At 70.1% G+C, this 19,591-nt stretch carries 19 protein-coding genes; 4 read left to right on the top strand and 15 right to left on the bottom strand.

The window, feature by feature from the left end:
- Positions 1-228: 228 nt before the first annotated feature.
- The 7 genes from FPZ12_RS31010 to FPZ12_RS30980 form a co-directional block, all read right to left on the bottom strand.
- Positions 229-999 carry a type III pantothenate kinase gene (locus FPZ12_RS31010; RefSeq protein WP_144749251.1) on the bottom strand — a complete coding sequence of 257 codons (771 nt, stop codon included), beginning with the start codon at positions 997-999 and terminating at the stop codon, positions 229-231.
- A gap of 32 nt (positions 1,000-1,031) precedes the next feature.
- Positions 1,032-1,529, bottom strand: a complete 498-nt coding sequence (gene panD, locus FPZ12_RS31005; RefSeq protein WP_144749250.1) for an aspartate 1-decarboxylase — start codon at positions 1,527-1,529, stop codon at positions 1,032-1,034.
- A 12-nt stretch (positions 1,530-1,541) separates the two neighbouring features.
- Positions 1,542-2,423 (bottom strand): pantoate--beta-alanine ligase, encoded by an 882-nt coding sequence (gene panC, locus FPZ12_RS31000; RefSeq protein WP_144749249.1) that lies wholly within the window; start codon positions 2,421-2,423, stop codon positions 1,542-1,544.
- Positions 2,420-3,307: a Rossmann-like and DUF2520 domain-containing protein gene (locus FPZ12_RS30995; RefSeq protein WP_144749248.1), complete on the bottom strand. Its 888-nt coding sequence runs from the start codon at positions 3,305-3,307 to the stop codon at positions 2,420-2,422. The genes panC and FPZ12_RS30995 overlap by 4 nt, the downstream gene beginning before the upstream one ends.
- A gap of 144 nt (positions 3,308-3,451) precedes the next feature.
- A complete protein-coding gene (locus tag FPZ12_RS30990) occupies positions 3,452-4,558 on the bottom strand; it encodes a PrsW family intramembrane metalloprotease (RefSeq protein ID WP_144749260.1) in 1,107 nt (368 codons plus the stop codon).
- A gap of 81 nt (positions 4,559-4,639) precedes the next feature.
- Positions 4,640-6,214, bottom strand: a complete 1,575-nt coding sequence (locus tag FPZ12_RS30985; protein ID WP_144749247.1) for a DUF6779 domain-containing protein — start codon at positions 6,212-6,214, stop codon at positions 4,640-4,642.
- A gap of 69 nt (positions 6,215-6,283) precedes the next feature.
- Entirely contained in the window at positions 6,284-6,745 is a 462-nt protein-coding gene (locus tag FPZ12_RS30980; RefSeq protein WP_144749246.1) for a DUF3180 domain-containing protein, read from the bottom strand.
- Positions 6,746-6,797: 52 nt separating this feature from the next.
- Here FPZ12_RS30980 and FPZ12_RS30975 point away from each other — a divergent pair, with 52 nt between their 5' ends.
- A complete protein-coding gene (locus FPZ12_RS30975; protein WP_144749245.1) occupies positions 6,798-7,712 on the top strand; it encodes a MerR family transcriptional regulator in 915 nt (304 codons plus the stop codon).
- Here FPZ12_RS30975 and FPZ12_RS30970 read toward each other — a convergent pair.
- Complete coding sequence (locus FPZ12_RS30970; RefSeq protein ID WP_144749244.1) at positions 7,709-9,007, bottom strand: MFS transporter; 1,299 nt, start codon at positions 9,005-9,007, stop codon at positions 7,709-7,711. The genes FPZ12_RS30975 and FPZ12_RS30970 overlap by 4 nt on opposite strands.
- A 139-nt stretch (positions 9,008-9,146) precedes the next feature.
- Between FPZ12_RS30970 and FPZ12_RS30965 the strand changes: the two genes are divergently transcribed.
- The 3 genes from FPZ12_RS30965 to FPZ12_RS30955 are packed head-to-tail and all read left to right on the top strand — an operon-like array spanning position 9,147 to position 11,461.
- Positions 9,147-10,070 carry a DUF6772 family protein gene (locus FPZ12_RS30965; protein ID WP_144749243.1) on the top strand — a complete coding sequence of 308 codons (924 nt, stop codon included), beginning with the start codon at positions 9,147-9,149 and terminating at the stop codon, positions 10,068-10,070.
- A gap of 5 nt (positions 10,071-10,075) precedes the next feature.
- Positions 10,076-10,399 carry a hypothetical protein gene (locus tag FPZ12_RS30960; protein ID WP_144749242.1) on the top strand — a complete coding sequence of 108 codons (324 nt, stop codon included), beginning with the start codon at positions 10,076-10,078 and terminating at the stop codon, positions 10,397-10,399.
- 18 nt (positions 10,400-10,417) lie between these two features.
- Positions 10,418-11,461 (top strand): LacI family DNA-binding transcriptional regulator, encoded by a 1,044-nt coding sequence (locus FPZ12_RS30955; RefSeq protein ID WP_144749241.1) that lies wholly within the window; start codon positions 10,418-10,420, stop codon positions 11,459-11,461.
- A gap of 777 nt (positions 11,462-12,238) precedes the next feature.
- Here the strand turns inward: FPZ12_RS30955 and folK are convergent.
- From folK to FPZ12_RS30920, 7 genes are all read right to left on the bottom strand, one after another.
- A complete protein-coding gene (gene folK, locus FPZ12_RS30950; RefSeq protein WP_144749240.1) occupies positions 12,239-12,742 on the bottom strand; it encodes a 2-amino-4-hydroxy-6-hydroxymethyldihydropteridine diphosphokinase in 504 nt (167 codons plus the stop codon).
- Positions 12,739-13,098 (bottom strand): dihydroneopterin aldolase, encoded by a 360-nt coding sequence (gene folB / locus FPZ12_RS30945; protein WP_144749239.1) that lies wholly within the window; start codon positions 13,096-13,098, stop codon positions 12,739-12,741. Before folB ends, folK begins: the two co-directional genes overlap by 4 nt.
- Entirely contained in the window at positions 13,091-13,930 is an 840-nt protein-coding gene (gene folP, locus FPZ12_RS30940) for a dihydropteroate synthase (protein WP_144749259.1), read from the bottom strand. The genes folB and folP overlap by 8 nt, the downstream gene beginning before the upstream one ends.
- 24 nt (positions 13,931-13,954) lie before the next feature.
- Positions 13,955-16,336 (bottom strand): ATP-dependent zinc metalloprotease FtsH, encoded by a 2,382-nt coding sequence (ftsH, locus tag FPZ12_RS30935; protein WP_144749238.1) that lies wholly within the window; start codon positions 16,334-16,336, stop codon positions 13,955-13,957.
- Positions 16,337-16,525: 189 nt separating this feature from the next.
- On the bottom strand, positions 16,526-17,347 hold the full coding sequence (locus FPZ12_RS30930) for an ESX secretion-associated protein EspG (RefSeq protein ID WP_166462967.1): 822 nt from the start codon (positions 17,345-17,347) through the stop codon (positions 16,526-16,528).
- Positions 17,341-18,144: an ESX secretion-associated protein EspG gene (locus tag FPZ12_RS30925; protein ID WP_144749237.1), complete on the bottom strand. Its 804-nt coding sequence runs from the start codon at positions 18,142-18,144 to the stop codon at positions 17,341-17,343. The genes FPZ12_RS30930 and FPZ12_RS30925 overlap by 7 nt, the downstream gene beginning before the upstream one ends.
- A gap of 71 nt (positions 18,145-18,215) precedes the next feature.
- Positions 18,216-19,568, bottom strand: coding sequence for a hypothetical protein (locus tag FPZ12_RS30920; protein ID WP_144749236.1), 1,353 nt, complete (start codon positions 19,566-19,568; stop codon positions 18,216-18,218).
- Positions 19,569-19,591: the final 23 nt, after the last annotated feature.

The raw sequence follows: 19,591 nt of genomic DNA, 5'->3' as shown, positions 1-19,591 counted from the left end.
CATGTTGGCCCCTCCCGTCGCCGAGTTGGCCCCTCCCGTCGCCATGTTTGCCCCTCCCGTCCACGAGTTCGCCCCCTTCCGCCCGGGAATCGGCCGTTCTCACCCGCGCGCCCCACGCCAGCGGCCAACCCACCGACACCACGAGCCAACCCACCGACGCCGGCGGCAAACACACCGACGCCAGGGGCAAACACGCCCGCGGGAGCGGCAAACACGCCCGAGGAAGGCTTAGCGCGAAAGCTGGCGTTCGTAGGCGAGGCGCAGGCCGAGGAGGGTCAGGTCGGGCACGTGCTCGGTGATGGTCTCGGACTCGGTGATCACCAGCGGGGCCAGGCCGCCGGTGGCGAGCACCGCGACGGGGCCGTCGGTGGACAGCTCCTTCACGATGCGCCGCACCAGCCCGTCGACCTGTCCCGCGAACCCGTACAGGATGCCGGATTGCAGGCATTCCACGGTGTTCTTGCCGATCACCGACCGCGGGGCGACCAGTTCGACCTTGCGCAACGCCGCCGCGCGGGCCGCCAGCGCGTCCACCGAGATCTCGATCCCGGGCGCGAACGCGCCGCCGAGGAACTCGCCCTTGGCCGAGATGGCGTCGACGTTCGTGGACGTGCCGAAGTCCACCACCACGCAAGCGCTTTCGTGCAGGTGGTGCGCGGCGAGCGTGTTCACGAGCCTGTCCGCGCCCACCTCACGCGGGTTGTCCACCAGCAGCGGCACCCCGGTGCGGACACCGGGCTCCACCACGACCTTCGGCACGTCCGCGTAGTAGCGGCCCAGCATCACGCGCAGCTCGCGCAGCACCGCGGGCACCGTGGACAGCGCGCTGATCCCGGTCACTTCGTCGGCGTACGAGCCGAGCAGCCCGCGCATGGTGAGCGACAGCTCGTCGGCGGTCATCTGCGCGTCGGTCCGCATCCGCCAGTCCCCGACGAGCCGTTCCCCCTGGAACAGGCCGAGGACGATGTTCGTGTTGCCGACGTCGATCGCTAGCAACATCGCTGCTCGCGCGGCACGCGTCCGTCGGCCACCTAGCTCTCCGCGTGCAGCAGAGCGTCGAGCCGGGCGGCGTCGACGGTCTCGGCGGTGGGGTAGGCCGGCTCGCCCTCGGCATGGGCGATGCTGACCGAGCCGCTGATCAGGCCCGAGCCCTCGGGCACGTAGCCGGCGTCCCCGCCCTGGTGCTGGATCCGGTTGTCCGCGTCGACGAAGACGATCTTCGGCTCGAAGGCCGCGGCCTCGGCGTTCGTCATCTGCGCGTACGAGATCAGGATGACCAGATCACCGGGGTGCACCAGATGCGCGGCGGCGCCGTTGATCCCGATCACGCCGCTGCCGGGCTCACCCGGGATCACGTAGGTCTCCAGCCGCGCCCCGTTCGCGATGTCCACAATGGACACCTGCTCACCGGGAAGCAGGTCGGCGGCCTCCATCAGCGTGCGGTCCACGGTGACCGACCCGACGTAGTGCAGGTTGGCCTGGGTGACGGTCGCCCGATGGATCTTGGACTTGAGCATCGTGCGGAACATGGTGACTCTCCCTCATTCCCCTGCGGTGCCGAGGAGGACGGCGACGTTGTCGATCAGCCGGGTCTGGCCGAGCCTGGCCGCGATCAGCAACCTTGCCTCTCCATCGACGGGCGCGGGACCGAGATCGGTTCCACGCAGTTCGAGATAATCGAGCGAAACCTCGGGCCGTGCGGCCAGGGTCTCCCTCGCCGCGGTCAGCACGGCACCGGCCCCACGCGGCCCGGCGTGCGCTCCCGCGGCCAGCGCCGCGGACAGCACCACGGCGTCGGCTCGCTGTTCGGGCGAAAGGTAGACGTTACGCGAGGACAGCGCCAGGCCGTCGCTCTCGCGCACCGTCGGCACCCCGATGATCCTGGTGCCCAGGTTGAGATCCGCGGCCATCCGCTTGATCAGCACCAGCTGCTGGTAGTCCTTCTCCCCGAAGAACGCGTAGTCGGGGCGCACGATGTTCAACAGCTTGTTGACCACCGTGAGCATCCCGGCGAAATGGCCGGGCCGGTGCACGCCCTCCAGCTCGTCGCCGAGCGGGCCGGGGTGCACGGTCACCGCGTGCCCCTCCAGGTACAGATCGCCCGCCTTGGGCACGAACGCCAGCTCGACGCCCGCCTCGGTCAGCTTGTCCAGGTCGCGCTCCAGCGGGCGCGGGTAGGCGTCGAAGTCCTCGCCTTCGCCGAACTGCAACGGGTTCACGAAGATCGACGCGCCGACGACGGTGTTCGGCAGCCGCTTGGCGCGGCGGATCAGCTCCAGGTGCCCGGCGTGCAGCGCGCCCATCGTCGGCACCAGCGCGACCTTCCGGCCGACCGAGTGCAGCGCGGCGGTGACTCGGCTGACGTCGTCCGGGGTCTGGAAGACGTTCAGCTGCCCGCGGGTGAATTTCGGGGTGGGGGTCACTTCGGTCCTTCGTCGAGAAGCTCGGAGAGTTCGGCGGCCGCTTCGGCGCCGAGCAGGCCGGCCGCCGAAGCCCTGGCCGCGGTGCGCCGCGCGAGCGCGCTGTAGCAGGGTTCGATTTCGGGCGCCGCCTCCGCGAGCACCGCGAGGTGCTTGCGGACGGTTCCGGTGTCGCCGCGCGCCACCGGTCCGGTGAGCGCCCGGTCGCCGTGGCGCAAAGCATTGTCCAGTGCCGCCGAGAGTAGTGGGCCCAGCATCCGCTCCGCATTGGCTATCCCCGCCCCACCAAGGAGATCGAGGCAATCCGCGACGAGCGTGACGAGGTTGTTCGCGCCGTGGGCGAGCGCGGCGTGGTAGAGCGGGCGCGCGGCTTCGGGCACCCGCACGGGCTCGCCGCCCATCTCCACCGTCAGCGCTTCGCCGACGTTCCAGGCGGCCTCGTCGTCCGGCGCCGCGGTGATCCCCACCGTGCACGCGGCCATCCGCTGTAAGTCCTCTTCGCGGCCGGTGAAGGTCATCACCGGGTGGAGCGCGAGCGGCAGGGCGCCGGCTTCGGCGACCGGATCGAGCACCCCGACGCCGTGCGCGCCCGAGGTGTGGATGACGATCTGCCCCGGCCGCCAGGCCTTGGTCGCGGCGAGGCCGGAAACGAGGCCGGGCAACGTGTCATCGGGGACGGCGAGCAGCACCAGATCGGCGGCCTCGAGCACTTCGTCCGGCGGCAGCAACGGCACACCGGGCAGCAGCCGTTCGGCGCGCTCGACGGAAGCGGCGGAAATCCCGGAAGCGGCAACGACATTGTGTCCGGCGCGGGCGAGCGCCGCGCCCAATACGCTGCCGACACGGCCCGCGGAGACCACCCCGACGGCGAGCCGGGCGGGCCTCATGGCGTGCCCCTGTGGACGCACATGGCAGAAAGCTCCTCAACTCGTTCCAGTCCCGATCGGTTTCGGGTACCGGACGACGGCGCGAGAGTAGCTCGGCGCCGGGCCGGCCGCCGGGCCTTGGTGACCAGCTTCACCCGTCCCGGGTCACCCCGCCTGTGCTTTGTCACCCGCCAGCCGGACAGCCTCGGCACGCGAGGCACGAAGGCTGTTCAGCAGCTCCCGCTGCCGGTCCGTGCTCTGGACGGTCGGCTTGGCCCGCTTCAGGAACGCCAGTTGTGTGACGTTGGCCTGATACGCCCCGACGGCGCGCGCCGCGCGGGAGCCGGACTGCTTGCGCACCTGCCGGCGCCACTGCCGCCTGCCTGCCAGGCTCGACAGCAGCTCGACCTCCGACGCCGCGATCCAGCGGTCCGCCACCATCCTCGGCAGCGCCGCGACGATGATCCGCTGTTCGCGCCGTCGTTGCAGCAGCACCAGCATGAACACGGCGATGAACATCGGCACGAAGATCAGGAAGTACACGTTGAGGAAGGTCTTGGCGCCGCCGAGCGTCGCGGCGCCGTTCCACAACGCGTGCAGCAGCACGGCCCCGACGTAGCCGCCGAGCGGCGCCAGAATCCGGACCGACTTCGACGTGGACCGCGCCGCCACCCCGAGCCCGATCCCGGTGAGCGTCGCGAACAACGGGTGTGTGAACGGCGAAAGCACCCCGCGCAGCACGAAAGCGGCGATCACGCCCGCGCTGGTGCCGTCGCCGAATCCGTAGTCCGAGAAGGCGCGGCCGAAGTAGTAGATGTTCTCGGTGAAGGCGAAGCCGGCCGCGGTGAGTCCGGCGTAGACGATGCCGTCGACGATCCCGTCGAACTCGTCGCTGCGGCGCAACAGGATGGCGAGCACGAACGAGCCCTTCGCCGCCTCCTCGACCAGCGGGGCGGAGACCAGCGCGCTGATCCGGCTGCCGTTTCCCTTGCCCAGCAACAGATCCCCGACCGTCTCCGCGGTGTTGTTGATCAGCAGCGCGGTGAGCGTCGCGATGCACGCGCCGTAGGCGAAGGCGAGCAGCAGCAGTTTCGCGGGCTCGGGCTCCCAGCGGTCGACCCAGAGGAACGTCGCCACCACCACGGCGACCGGCACGAGCGCGGCGGCGACGCCGATCGCGACGGCCAATGGGCCGACGCGGACCGTGACCAGGGCAAGCAGCGTCAGCCCGCAGATCGCGACCACGACGAGGCCGAGCACGGGCAAGAGCACGGTGATCCTGCGAGGTGCCGTCACAGCCCGGCACTCTACGGTGACGCTCCACGCACTCCGGAAATGCCTGTGGCGGGCGCCTCAGTCCTCGGCGCGGCGGCGCCGGCGCGGGATCGCGTCGGTGGTGCCGTGTGCCTTCAGCAGGTCGCTCACCGAGCGGCCGGACGCGTGCGAGCCGGTCGGGGTGCTCTCCTCGAGCGCGGGCCTGTAGCCAGAGGACTCGTCCGAGCGACGGCCAGACTGCGGCGCGGAGCGGTAGCCGGACGACTCACCGGAGCGGCGCGGCGTCGGGTTGCGGTAACCCGACGCCTCACCGGACCGGCGAACAGGCTCCTGGTATCCCGAGGATTCACCGGGGCGGCCGGGAGTCACGTCCGGCCGCGCGTGGCTGCCGGAATGCTGCCCACCCGGGGCGGCGCCCCACGACGGCGCTTCGTTTTCCGGGCGCCGACGACGTCCACCACCGGCGGAGGTCTCCGCGGGCGACTCCTCTTCGGACCTGCGACGACGGCCGCCACCACGGGCTTCCTGCGCCGCACGCCGCACCTCGACGGGCAAGGTGGGATTGCTCGGCGGCGGGAGCTCCTCCTGCGGCGGCTCCAGCCGGGCCGCCACCGGCTCCGGCGCCGGCGGGATCTGGGGTTCCGGGGTCTTCGGGGCGGTGTTGCCGTTGTCGCCGCGATCGCGGTTGAAGCGGCCCTCCCACGAAGGCGTCCAGTCGGCGTCGACCGGCTTGGACATCTTGGTCGGTTCCTCGACCGGCTCCGGCGGCTGCGCGGGCTTCTCCGCCTTCGCGCGGCGCGCCCGTTCGGACGGGCTGAACGCCGGGCGGGTGGACTCGGCGCGCGTGTCCCGCCGCTGCTCACGCGGCAGCGCGGCCGCCTGCTGAACCCTGGTCTGCTCCGCACGCGCATCGGCGGCGGCCTTCGCGACGCTCGCCGCCGCGCCATTGCCACGGGACGGCGCCTCGTTCGGCGGGCGGCGCTGCGGCAGATCCATCGAACGCTCGGGGCGGCGTGGTTCCGGCGCGGCCGGACGCCCGCCGGCCCGCGCCGACTGTTTTTCCCGGACGCGGTCCATGAACTGCGTCGGCCGCTCCTTCGACGGCGGCGTCGGTGCGGCCGTCAGCTGCGCCGGGGAGCGGTTGCCGTTCCCGTTGCTGCCCGGTCCGCTTTCGACGATGCGCTGCTCCTCGCGAAGGGCACGCATCCTCGTGGCCTGCGCGGTGAGCGCGACCCGTTCCAGCAGGACCTCTCCGCCGAAGAGCGACTGCAGGTTGTCCCGCAGCGCACTCACCTCGGCGCGCAGCGCGTCGAGCTCGTTCCGGGAATCGGCCTGCACCCGCGAACGGGTTTCGGCCTCGACCTCCAGCTCGTACTCCCGCCGGGCCGCGATCTCCCGTTCCAGTTCCAGTTCGTAGACCTCTTGCGCCTGCGCGACGGCGTCTTCCGTGCTGGACGCCTGCTTGCGGTACCTGACCGCGAGGAACGCGCCGACGAGGGCGGCCCACAGCGCGGCGACGATGCCCAACCGTAGGTAGCGGATGTCGTCGGCCAGCACGAGCGCCAGAGTCGCGGCCAGGGCGAGGGCCAAGCCGACGACGAACCACGGCCTGCCCACCAGGCGGCCGCGCGAGTCGTCACCCACGCCAGTCATGCCGAACACCGTACCCTCTAGTTATCCGTCTGAGACCTAGTCGGTACTTCGAGCGGTAGCTTCCCCGCGTTAACCGGTCGGGTGATTATCGCGATCCTGATCACGCGTGTCAGGTGTTCGGCAGGAATGCTCCAGCCACAAAGCCGCCGGTACGAGCAGCGCCGCACTGATCAGCCCGATGATCGCGCTGCGTGAGTCACCGGCGGCCGCCGAAACCTCATTGACACGTGGCAGCAGAGCCACTAGGGCGCCCAACCACGCACCCGTGAACAACGCTCCGAGCAACGACGACGCCTTCGCCAGCGCCACCGCCCGCGCGACGGCGATCGCGCCCACGAGTCGGCCCTCCTTGATCCGGCCGCGGATCGACCACGCCAGCACCACTTCGATGACCGCGATCACGAGCAGCGTGACCCCGCCGAAACGCGGCAGATCGGGCAACGAGCCGTACGCGAACTCGAACGCCAGGTACGCCAGCACCAGCCCGATCAGCCCGGCGGTCACCAGCTCACGGGGCCGCGTGAAGTGCATGCGCCTACCGTACCGGTAACAGCTTGACCCTCCAGCCGCTGGAGACCACAGCATGGACGACGTGAGCAGGACGTTCACCATCGGCGAGCTGGCGCGCCGGACCGGGCTGGCCGTGAAGACCATCCGGTTCTACTCCGATGAGGGACTGCTCCCGCCCACCGACCGCACGCCGTCCGGCTACCGGCTCTACGACGCCCGTTCGCTGGCCCGGCTCGAGCTGATCCGCACCCTGCGGGAGCTCGGCCTCGGACTCGCCGAGATCACGCAGGTGCTGGCCAGCGAGACCACCGTGCCGCGGCTGGCCGCCCGGCACGTGGCGGCGCTCGACGAGCAGATCCACCGGCTCCGGCTGCGCCGGGCGGTGCTGCGCGCGGTCGTGAAGCGCGAATCCGAGCTGGAGGAAGTGAAGCTGATGAACAAACTGGCCTCGATGTCCGACGACGAACGCGCCCGGCTCGTCGACGAGTTCTGGACGGAGATGACCGAGGGGCTGGAGGTGGATTCCGGGTTCTACGACCGGATGCGGTCGGCGAAACCCACGCTGCCCGACGATCCGAGCCCGGAACAGGTCGAAGCGTGGGTGGAGTTCGCGGAGCTGATCCAGGATCCCGCGTACCGGCAAGCGGTCCGCAGCATGAGCGAGCGGCACGCCGAGGTGCGCGCGGCCGGGATCAACCCGCAGCCTTTGCCGGTGCACCAAGAGAAACTGCACAGCTGGGCTGACAGGGCACAAGCCTTGCGCGACGCGGGCACACCGCCGTCGTCGAAGGCGGCGCAGAAATTGGCGGGCGAACTGGAGCGCGCCGCGGTGGGGCTGACCCGGCCGGAACTGGCCGACCGGATCGAGCAACACAACGACGCGCGCGCCGAGCGCTACTGGCAGCTGCTGGGGATCATGAACGGCTGGCCGCCGATCCCGAGTCGTGCCGACGGGATGGCTTATCTCGTCTCGGCTCTGCGCGGCTAAGCGACGGGAGTCCGGGCCACCGCGGGCGCCCGCAGGTGCTCGGGCTCCTTGATGAACCGCGCGCCCACCACGGAAAGCAGGCACAGCAAGGAAGACACCAGCACGATGGGCCAGGTCTTCCCACCCGACGCGTCGTTGAGCGCCTCGGCGACGAACGGGATGCAGCCGCCGACGATCGCGCCCGCGATCTCGCGGGTGAAGGTGACGCCGGTGTAGCGGTACCGGACGTCGAACAGCTCCGACATCATCGTCGCCTGCGAGGCGAGCGTGAGGTCGTTGCACAAGGTGTAGATCAGCACGAACGCGGCCCAGATGACCACCGGCGTCCCGGTGTCGAGCATGAAGAAGAAGGGATAGAACAGCACCGCTGCGGAGATCGCGCCGATGGTCATCACCGGCCGCCTGCCGAACCGGTCGCACAGCCAGCCCGCGGTCGGCACGGTCACGAACTTGACCGCGTTCGCGATCACGATCCCGACGAGCCCGACCCACGACGCGACGCCGACGTGCTTGGTGAGGTAGGTCAGCGCGTAGACCGAGGGCAGGTAGCTGATCACGTTCGGCGCGACGCTCACCAGCATGCCGGGGATGATCTTGTGCCCGGAGGAGGCGAACAGCTCCCGCAGCGGCGCGCGGGTCGAGCGGCCTTCTTCCTTGGCCTGCTTGAATTCCGGGCTGTCGGAGACCTTGAGCCGCACGATCACGCCCGCCACGCCGACCAGACAGCTGAGCAGGAACGGGATCCGCCAGCCGTAGCTCAGGAAGTCCTCTTTGGACATCGTGCTCTGCACGAGGAAGTAGACGCCGGTGGCCACGAGCGCGCCCACCGCGTTGCCGAGCGTGGGCGCGCTGGCGTTGAGCCCACGCGACCTGGTTTCGGCGTGCTCCGCGGACATCAGCATCGCGCCCGCGTATTCACCGCCGGCGCCGAGCCCTTGCACCACCCGCAGGACCACGAGCGCGACGGGCGCGAAGGCACCCGCCGTGGCATAGCTGGGAAGTACGCCGATCAGCGTCGACGCGACCGCCATCAGCAGCAGCGTGATGAAGAGCATCGTCCGGCGGCCGACGCGGTCGCCGAAGATGCCGATCAGCACACCGCCGACGGGCCTCGCGAAGAAGCCGACGGCGAAGGTGGCCAGCGAAGACAGGGTGGCCGCGAGCGGGTTCCCGGAGGGGAAGAACACCTGCGGAAGCACCAGCGCGGCGGCCGTGCCGTACAGCGAAAAGTCGTACCACTCCAAGGCGGTGCCCACGGTCGAAGCGACCGTCGCCCGGCTGATCCGAAGTGCCATCGATGACCCCTCATTGCGTCATTGAGCTCTGACCATTAACGTTAATGGCGACGACAGGCTACGATCTCCTCGCTCCAACAGTCAAGGAACGCGTCCTTGTCGTCACCAACATGAACGTTAATCTGGAGAGGACGAGGCGATGAGCACGACGGCCATCCGGCCGCCCGGCGATCCCGCGCTGGCGAAGTTCAATCCACTGGACCGCATCCTGTGCTTCGACCGGTTCTCCTCGACCACCCACGGGTGGACCGAGCTGATCGGCAACTACGACGGACGCGGCGACCTGGACACCGTCGACGACCACATGCGGGACTTCCGGCCGCCACAGCTGTCCTCGTGCTCGTTCTTCGACGTCGGCACGCACGGCACGCTGAGCGGGGACTACGCGCTGAAACTGGCGACGCGGCCGCACAAGGGGCACACCGCCACCGGCATCCGGCGGCTGACGATGGCCGGCCGGGGCCGCGTGCGCATCGAGACGTACTTCGCCTTCAAGGCAGAGGCCGTCGTCGGCGCCGAGCTTCCGTCCACTGTGGACTGGGACGGCAACCGGCATCCGGCGGAGTCTCAGTTCGGTGCCTTCACGGTGGCCACCGACATCTGCGCGGACAACGGGATCCGCTACCACAACGTGCTGCGCTACCAGAACACCAACCTCGACGGTGAGCTCACCAGGCAGTGGATGTACCCGGTGGTGCCGGAGCCGACGCCGCGTGATCACCAGGAGGGCAGGTTCGCGCTGCCGTACGCGGCCGACTTCACCGCGCCCGACCCGGACGACTGGCGGTATCTGACGGACCCGCAGGAGCTGTGCGTCAACGAGGTGCCCACGAAGATCAACTGGCACTACCTGCGCTGGGAGATCGACACCGCGACCCGGTCCAATGTGGAGTTCCAGCTCAACGACAGGGTGGTCGACATGCGGGACGTGCCGGTGCCGGTGTACCCGGACCGGTACTCGACCCTGGACAACCTGCTCAACTTCTATTTCTCGGTACGCACGCACGCGGCGATCCGGAACTTCCTGTTCCTGGACTCGGTGCTGATCTCGGTGGACTGGTGAGGCCGATGCGCTCGACGATGACCGCGGTACTGGAACGCAACACGGTGGTGCGCGAGGATTTCCGCACCGAACCGTACGAACTCCCGTGGGCGGGCGAAGCCCGGTTCTTCGTGCAGGCACTGGAGCTGACCGGTTCGGTGGAGTTCCGCACCGAGATCTCCCCTGACGGGCTGCACTGGTGCCCGCTCGACGATAATCGGCACCGGGTGGACGCGGCCGGGCTGACCAGCTGGCCGGTGACCGGGTTCGGGCAGTGGCTGCGGCTGAGCTGCGAAGTGGCCCCCGGCGCGGTCGCGAAGGTGCGGATCTACCTGGTGGGCAAGGGCTGAGACGGGAGGGGCCGACGGGTGTCGCGGAACCAGCGGGTCACGTTGCGGGATGTCGCGGACCGCGTCGGCCTCTCGGCGAACACGGTGTCCCGCGCGCTGGCGGGCAAGGACCAGGTCAGTGAGGCCACGAGGGAACGGATCGTCGCCGAGGCCCGCCGGCTGGGGTACGTGCCGAACAGCCATGCCCGTTCCCTGGTCTCGGGCACCACGATGGTGGTCGGCCTGGTGATCACGAACCCGTCGAACCCCTTCTACGCGGCGCTGATCTCGGCGGTGGAGCGGCAGTGCCGGGCCGAGGGGTACTCGGTGTTGCTGCTCGTCACCGAGGAGTCGGAGGACAACGAGGAGCGGGCCCTGCAGGAGCTGTTGCGCTACGGCGTGGACGGCGTCCTCGGGGTGCCGATCCAGCAACGCGGCGCGGGCTGGGAGCAGCTCGCGGATGCGGGGATCCCGGCGGTGCTGCTGAGCCGCGACATTCCCGCGCTGGGGCTGGACTTCGTGGGCCTCGACGTGGAGCGGGCGATCACCGACGCGGTGCGCCGGGTGGGCAGCGGCACGCGGCGGGCGTGGCTGTTCGAGGAGGATCTGGAGATCAGCACCGTGACGGCGCGGATCGCCGGTTTCCACCGTGCGATCGGGGATCCGGAGCGTTCGCTGGTACTGAAGGTCCCCACCCGCCGGACGGCGGGCGCCAGTCTGCCGTGGCGCCCGGATGACGCGTACCGGCTGGCGGCGGGGGTACTGACGCGGGAGAACCACCCGGAGCTGATCGTCACCGGCAATGACTATTTCGCGCTCGGTGTTTATCGCGCGGTGCGGGAATGCGGGCTGAGCGTGCCGGGAGACGTGCGGATTCTCGGGTATGGCGACCACCCCTTCGCCGCGTATCTGGAGCCGAGCCTGAGCACGATCCAGCTGCCCGCGGATGAAGTGGGGTCCGCGGGCGTGAACCTGTTGCTGCGCCGGATCGCGGACCACACCCGGCCCCGGGAGACGGTGCTGCTGGAGGCCCCCCTGGTAGAACGCGATTCGACGGCTGCTGCGAAGGTTGCACGGGGCTGAGCTGGGGGTCTGGTTCTGTTCGCCCGCAGAAACCCTTTGCCCATGTGCGGGTGGCAAAGGTCGAGCGCGCCTACGGCTTCCAGCGCACCGAAACCGCTTAGGCCTTTCGGGACGGCTTAGGCCTTCTGGGAACGGCCCGGCCCTTTGAAACGCCTGCGCCTCCCGAAGCCGCCTGCCCTCGGCACCGCCGAGCCCTTCGAAGCGGTTGCCTCCGGATCCGCCTGCCCTCGGCACCGCCGAGCCCTTCGAAGCGGTTGCCTCCGGATCCGCCTGCCCTCGGCACCGCCGAGCCCTTCGAAGCGGTTGCGCTTCCGGGACCGCCTGCCGCCGGAACCGCCGAGCCCTTCCAAACGGTTGCCTCCCGAAGCCGCCTGCCCTCGGCACCGCCGAGCCCTTCCAAACGGTTGCCTCCCGAAGCCGCCTGCCCTCGGCACCGCCGAGCCCTTCGAAGCGGTTGCGCCTCCGGGACCGCCTGCTCTCGGCACCGCCGAGCCTTTCGAAACGGTTGCCTCCGGAACCGCCTGCCCTCGGCACCGCCGAGCCCTTCCAAACGGTTACGTCCGGATCCGCCTGCTCTCGGCACCGCCGAGCCCTTCCGAACGGTTACGTCCGGATCCCACCTGCCCTCGGCACCGCTGGCCCACCGAAGCACCTGGCCGCCCCGGAACCGTGTAGCCCTCCAGAACTGGTTTGCCCTCCGAAACCGCCTGCCCCCTCGGAATCGGTTGCGCCGCCCGAAGCCGCCGACCCTTCAGAGACCGGCCCCTCCGAACCCGCCTAGCCCTTGCGGAACAGGCGCAGGTCCGGGCGTGGGTGCACCGAGTCGCGATCTTCCACCGGACGTGCCATCAGCAGGCTCCGCACCGAGCCGTGTCCTGGAAGCACCGCCTCCGGCTCGATCTCCAGCCAGGGCACCAGGACGCTCGACCGCTCCGGCGTGCCCGGGTGCGGCAGGAGCAGCTCCGGATCGTCCGAAGTCACGCCGTCCACGGTGACCACATCGACATCGAGCGTGCGCGGGCCCCAGCGCACCTCGCGCACCCGGCCCGCCGCCTGCTCCAGCTCCTGCCCGGCGCGCAGCCAAGCCCAGTGGTCCCGGGCCGGATCGTCCACAATGCACACCGCGTTGAGGAAATCCGGCTGATCCGTCACGCCCCACGGCTCGGTTTCGTACACAGTGGACACTGCCAGCACGGCACGGCCCAGCCCGTCGAGCACGGATTGCAGATGCCCCAACCTGTCCCCGAGGTTCGACCCCAGGGAAAGCACCGCGCGGCTCACCGTTCCCGCCGGACCGTGACAGCCACGTCGTCGAAGGTGAGGGGGATCGGGGCGGACGGTTTGTGCACCGTCACCTCCACCGCGCTCAACCGCTCGTCCCGCATGACCTCACCGGCGATCTTCCCCGCGACGCTCTCGATCAGGTCATAAGGCTCGCCGCCGACGATGCCGGCCGCGAGCTCGGCCAGTTCGCCGTAGTGCAAGGTCTGCTTCAGCTCGTCCGTCTCCGCCGCCTTGGTGAGATCCAGCCAGGCCGTGATGTCGACGACGAACTCCTGCCCATCCCGCTTCTCGTGCTCGAAAACCCCGTGCCGCCCGAAAACCCGCAGCCCGGTCAGGGTGATCCGGTCAGCCATGCCCACGCTGCCAAGCAGCCGCGACCGTGACCGCGTCCAGCGACGCCCCGACGGAATGCACCCGCACTCCCCAGGCACCGTTCGCGGCGGCCAGCACCGAGACCGCGGCCGTGGCCACTTCCCGGCCGGAGGGCGGCCTCGGATCACCATTCTCGTCGGCCAGCAAACGGCCGAGAAAGCGCTTTCGCGAAGCGCCGACGAGCACCGGGAACCCCATCCCCACGAACTCGCCAAGACCGTGCAGCAACGCCCAGTCGTGCTCGGCGCGCTTCGCGAAGCCCAGCCCCGGATCGATGACGATGCTCGACTCCGCCACTCCGGCGGCGAGCGCCGCGTCGACCCGCTCGGTGAGCTCCGCGCGCACATCGGCGACCACGTTTTCGTAGCTGGCCAACGCGTTCATGTCCTTGCTGTGCCCGCGCCAGTGCATCAGCACCCACGGAACGCCTGTGCTGGCCGCGACCTTCGCCATGGCCGGATCGGCGAGACCGCCCGAAACATCGTTGATGATCTTCGCGCCCGCGTCGAGCGCGGCCTCAGCCACGGCAGCCCGCGTGGTGTCCACGGAAAGACACAGACCATCGGACGCGAGCGCGCTCACCACCGGCAGCACGCGGTCGATCTCCGTCTGCGCGTCCACCCTCGCGGCCCCGGGGCGGGTGGATTCACCGCCCACGTCGATGACATCCGCGCCGCGCTCCCACATCTCGTGCGCGTGCGCCAGCGCGGCATCCAGATCGAAGTACCTGCCACCGTCCGAAAAGGAATCCGGGGTGACGTTGAGAACGCCCATCACCGCACAGCGGCCCGGCGTGGGCAGGCCGCCGCTCATCGCCGGCCCGTCCACGCCGTCAGCTCACTGTCGATTTTGGCCGTCCTGGTCGTCCGGGTCCTGGCGGTGCTGACCACCTTCACCGGATCCACCGAACCAACCAGGGCGCTGCTGCTCGTCGCCGCCGGTGCCGGGGCCGTTGCCCTGACGCCATTCGTCGGCGGGCGGACGCCACGGCTGGTTGCCCGGCTGGGTGGCCGGGGTCCATCCAGGAGGGGCGCCGTAGTGCGGCGGCCCGGACTGCTGCCCACCCGAAGGCTGCGGCCACTGGCCGGTGCCGTTCGGACCGTACGGACGGCCACCACCGTTGGGCGGGTAAGCACCCGAGGGCGGCGGAGCGTACGGGTTCGACGGCGGCTCCGGCTGGTTGCCGTACGGCGGCCCGCCAGGCAGGTCGCCACCACCCGGCGCGGTACCCACCGGAGTGGGCTCCGGACGACGGGCCGGCTTCTCCTCCTGCGGCGGGGGCCACGGCTCACCGCGCTCCATCGCCAGCTCGCCCGGGGTCTTGATCGGCGGCTTGTCCGACGGGATCCGCTCGCCGAACTCGTTGAACACGGTGATGTGCGGGCGCTTCTCGACCGAGGCGAAGATCCGCTCCAGGTCCTTGCGCTGCAAGGTTTCCTTCTCCAGGACCTCCATCACCAGGTTGTCGAGCACATCCCGGTAGGTGTTGAGGACCTCGTACGCCTCCGTGTGCGCGGTCTCGATGAGTTTGCGCACCTCTTCGTCGATCTCGTGCGCGACCTCGAGCGAGTAGTCCGCTTGCCGTCCCGCGGACCGGCCGAGGAACGGGTCACCCTGCTCCTGGCCGTACTTCACGGCGCCGAGGCGGGCGCTCATGCCGTACTCGGTGACCATCGCCTTCGCGATCTTCGTGGCCTGCTCGATGTCGGACGAGGCGCCGGTGGTCGGCTCGTGGAAGACGAGCTCCTCGGCGGTGCGCCCGCCGAGCGCGAACACCAGCCTCGCGATCATCTCCGACCGGGTCATCAGCTGCTTGTCGTCCTCCGGGACGATCAGCGCGTGCCCGCCGGTGCGCCCGCGCGGCAGGATCGTGAGCTTGTACACCGGCTCCAGGTCCGGCATCGCCCACGCGGCCAGCGCGTGCCCGCCCTCGTGGTAGGCGGTGATCTTCTTCTCCTTCTCGGAAATGATCCGGCTCTTGCGCGCCGGGCCGCCGATCACGCGGTCGACCGACTCCTCAAGCGCGTGATCGTTGATCACGTGCCCGTTCTCGCGGGCGGTCAGCAGCGCGGCCTCGTTGATCACGTTCGCCAGGTCGGCGCCGGACATGCCCACGGTGCGCTTGGCCAGCGCGTCCAGGTCGACGTTCTGCGCAAGGGGCTTGCCCTTCGAGTGCACCTGCAGGATCGCGCGGCGGCCCATCAGGTCGGGCGCGGACACCGGGATCTGCCGGTCGAACCGGCCGGGGCGCAGCAGCGCCGGGTCCAGGATGTCGGGCCGGTTCGTGGCCGCGATCAGGATGATCCCGCCGCGGGAGTCGAACCCGTCCATCTCGACCAGCAGCTGGTTCAGCGTCTGCTCGCGCTCGTCGTGCCCACCGCCGAGGCCGGCGCCACGCTGACGGCCGACCGCGTCGATCTCGTCGACGAAGATGATGCACGGCGCGTTCTGCTTGGCCTGCTCGAAGAGGTCACGCACACGGGAGGCACCGACACCGACGAACATCTCGACGAAGTCGGAACCGGAGATCGTGTAGAACGGCACCCCGGCCTCACCGGCGACGGCTCGCGCGAGCAGCGTCTTACCGGTACCGGGCGGGCCGTAGAGCAGCACGCCCTTCGGGATCTTCGCGCCCAGCGCCTGGTAGCGGGCCGGGTTCTGCAGGAAGTCCTTGATCTCGTACAGCTCTTCGACCGCTTCGTCGGCGCCCGCGACATCGCCGAAGGTGGTCTTCGGCATGTCCTTGTTGAGCTGTTTCGCCTTGGACTTGCCGAAGTTGAGGACCCGGTTGCCGCCGCCCTGCGCGTTGTTCATCATCCACATCAACAACAGGAGCAGGATGCCCAGCGGGATGAGGTAGACGAGCACCGACTGGAGCCAGGACTGCTGCGTGACCGACGTCGTGAACTTGACGTTCGGCGCCTTGATCAGCTGGTTGTAGATGTCCGCCGTGGCGTCCGCCGGGTACGGCGTGATGATCTGGTCGACCTGCTGGCCGTCGACGTCGATCTTGTTGTTGAGCGACAGCTTGAGCTGCTGCTCCTTGTCCTCGAGGTTCGCTTCCTTCACGTTGTTCGCGCTGATCTGCGCGATCGCCTGTGAAGTCGGGACCTGGGTGTAGCCGCGGTCGCTGTCGAAGATGGTGTTGTACGCCAAGAAGAGCAGCACAACCGCGACGATCCACAGCAGTGGGTTCCTGAGCAGGCGCTTCCGGTCCATATGCCTCGGCCGTGCTGGCCTTGACCCTCCCTGGTTAGGCGGTAGATGGTGACATCCGCCGTCACGGTGTAACAACGACTGACGGTGTACTAGGGACACCCGTCCAACCAGGGTACAGTCCGGCCGACGTGGACACCTGCACGAGTCTCCGGCTGGTCAACGGCCGATCAAGGTCCGGTGTTCCCGGGATCAGCCCCCGAGTCCGGCGACCATCTCGCCCAGCCTGCTCCGCAGCGTCTTCGCGTCCGCCCCGGACACCGTCACCCATTCGCGCCCGTCCGTGCCTGCCCGGGAAAGGCTGAGGTAGCGGCCGGTGGAGGTGTCGAACCAGGCGAGCACGGGCGAACGGCGGCGGCCGTTGATCTCGCTCCGCGTGTTCGCTGCAAGCTGACCTCCGCGCAGCCGGGGCTGGCCGGAAATCCGGGCATACGTTTCACGCGGGTCGGCCGCCTGCTCGCTGAGCGCCTGCCGGCGCCGGCCACCGGACTTCGCGGATTTCGCCGGCGCTTCGCCACCGCCGACGGGCACCGTCACCCGGCTCGGCGGGATGCGCATGGCCTCTTCCACCGGCAACGTGACGGAAGGCTCGGTGCCGCGGCTGCTCGGCGGCAGCAGTTCCACCACGGCGGAGGCGAGGCCTTCGGCGAAGGTGGGCCGGATCCAGATGCCGTCCGCGTCCTGGATCGCGAGTACGCCCTGCTGCCCGTCGGAGGCGGCGAGGATGCCGACCGGCGGGTGCTGGAACTCCGGGATGTGCAGCGCGTCGATGCTCAGCGTCGGCCGGGCCAGCAGGCCGAACCAGTCCTCGACGTGCGGCTCCAGCCTGCCGAAGTGATCACGCAGGCCGCGCGCCTTGAGCTCGTTGTGCGCCCGCTGCCGCAGCGCCGCGCGCTCGTCCACGGTGGCGCCGTGCGAACGCACCCGAAGCGGATAGGGCAGCTCGCCGAGCTCCATCGACTCCCACACGAAGTCGAACGTCAACGGCGTGAAGAACTCAGGCCGGGTCACCATGCTCCTCCCGGTGCCATGCTCGTGCTGGCGGCACCGGAAAGCATCTCATTGAGCCGTGCGCGCAGCGACGCCGCGTCCGCCGGTGCGATGGTGATCCAGTCACGTCCGTCGTGCCCGCGACTGGCCTGGGTGAAGTACCGGCCGGCGTCGGTGTCGAACCAGCTCAGCACCGGTGTGCGCACCTTGCCGCCAGAGCGGCCGCGAGCGTTCGCGCCGATCTGTCCGCCACGCAGGCGCGGCTGCGCCTGCAGCCTCGCGAGCGCCTTGCGGTCGGCGTCCGCGCTGATCTTGCCGTCGGCGTCGGGCACCCGGCGCTGGAGGAAGTCCGCGCCGGTACCGGTGAGCAGCTGCTCCAGCGGCACCGTGATCGACTTCTCCGAGCCGCGCGGCGCCGCGGGCATCAGCGAGACCATCGCGCTGGCCAGCCCGTCGGCCGGGACCGGGTGGAAGTGGAACCCGCGCTCGTCGTGCACCGTGAGCACGGCCTGCCCGCCCAGCGCGGCGCACACCGCGAGCAGCGGAGGCGTGCTGGGGGCGGCGATGTGCACCGAGTCGAGGCTGACCTCGGCGCCACTGAGGATCTCGAAGAACTCCTCGACGTGTGGCTCCGGGCGGCCGCGGCCGTCCACGACGCCACGCCTGCCCAGCTCGTTCAGCACCTGCCCGCGCAGGTGCGCGCGTTCGTCGAGGGTCGCCCCGTGGGAACGGACCTCCAGCGGGTAGGGCAGCTCACCCTGCCCGAACGACTCCCACAGAAAGTCCAGCTCCAGCGGAGTGAGCAGCTCCGCTCGTGTCACTACTGTCCCCTAACCCCGGAGGCCGGACGAGAGCCGGGAGCAAGCGCTCCCGGCTCTCCTGCACCTGCGACTCAGTCTTCGTCTTCGTCCGACCAGGCCCCGATGACCGGCGGCGCGGTGGCCACGTTGGCGCCGAACGCTTCGTCCGGGTCGGCCTCGATGAGGAAGGACGCACGGTTGTGCTCCTGATCCTCCTCGCCGCCGTGCGCGCCACCGGCACCCATACCGCCCATGCCCGGGGTGGCGGCCGTGGTGTTCGAGCCGCCGATGGTGCCGTTGGCCGACATCACGCCCTGGTTCTGCGCGGCGCCGTGGCCCTGCTGCTCGGCACCGTCGGTGCTGGCCGCGGCCGTGCTGTCGCCGTCCTTCTTCGCGCCGGACTTGCTGCCACGGCCGAGCGCCGCCTTGAGCCCGCCGACGCCGAGGCCGCCACCGGCCAGGCCGAGGCCCGCGGCGAGCGCGGCACTGGAACCGCCGCCACCCGAGGAAGACGTCGGCACCGCGCTGGCACCGGTGGACGCGGGCGCGGCCGTGCCCGCCGCCGGAGCGGGCGGAGCAGCGGGAGCACCTTGCGCACCCGGAGCGCCGACCTGACCGGCTTCGCCGATCTGGCCGAGCTGGGACCGGTTGCCGCCGCCGAAGCCGTCGGCTCCGCCGTTCGCGCCCAGCGCCGGACCGCCGGAGACACCACCGAGCACGCCGACCGTCCCGCCGGTGTTCGCGCCGACCGACGACGCCTTGGTGGAGCCGATGCTGCCGTCCGCGGGCAGGCCGAGCGACTCCGGGCCGAAGCTCGGCGTGGAGTCGTCCACGTCGGACATCGCCTGCGTATAGGCGTTGAAGTACTGGACCTGCTGGGCGTGCACCGCCTTGGCCTCATCGGACTGCTGCTTCATGTCCGTGACCATCGCGGCCGGGCCGCCGGCGAGCATCGCCGCCGTCTGCTTGGCGGGGTCGAACTCCTTGGGCTGCGGCATCTTCTTGACCTCGGCCGCCGCCACGGCCTGCTGCGCCATCCGGCTCGACATGGTGTGCGCCGCGTCCCCGGCCTGCTGGCTGGAGTTCGCGATGCCCACCAGCGCGCCCTGCGCGGAAGAGGCACCCTTGCCGACCCAGGCGTTGCCCAGTTCGCTGACCGCGTTGTACAGGTCGTTGGCAGCCTGGTGCAGCTCGTCCCCGTGGCTGCCCCACAGCTGGCCGGTGGCCTCCGCCGTCGCCGGGTCGTTGTTCACCGTGGCGCCCTGGTAGAGCTGGGTGCTCTCCTGCGAGGCCCAGTTCGGCGGGCTGGCGATGGCGCGGTCGGACCCGTAGTCGAAGCCGCCGGCGGAGTTGCGGGCCTGCTGCACGATGGCCGCAGACTCACCGTTGTCACCGAGCCGCACGCTGGACGGAGCGCTCTGCGGCGACTCGCTCTGGTTACCCATGACTGCTCATGCCCCCCTGGTTG

The organism is Amycolatopsis acidicola (genome assembly GCF_007713735.2).
GTDB classification, from domain to species: Bacteria; Actinomycetota; Actinomycetes; order Mycobacteriales; family Pseudonocardiaceae; genus Amycolatopsis_E; species Amycolatopsis_E acidicola.
Note: the sequence above shows the minus strand (reverse complement) of the source record. Positions and strands in the feature narration are given on the sequence as shown.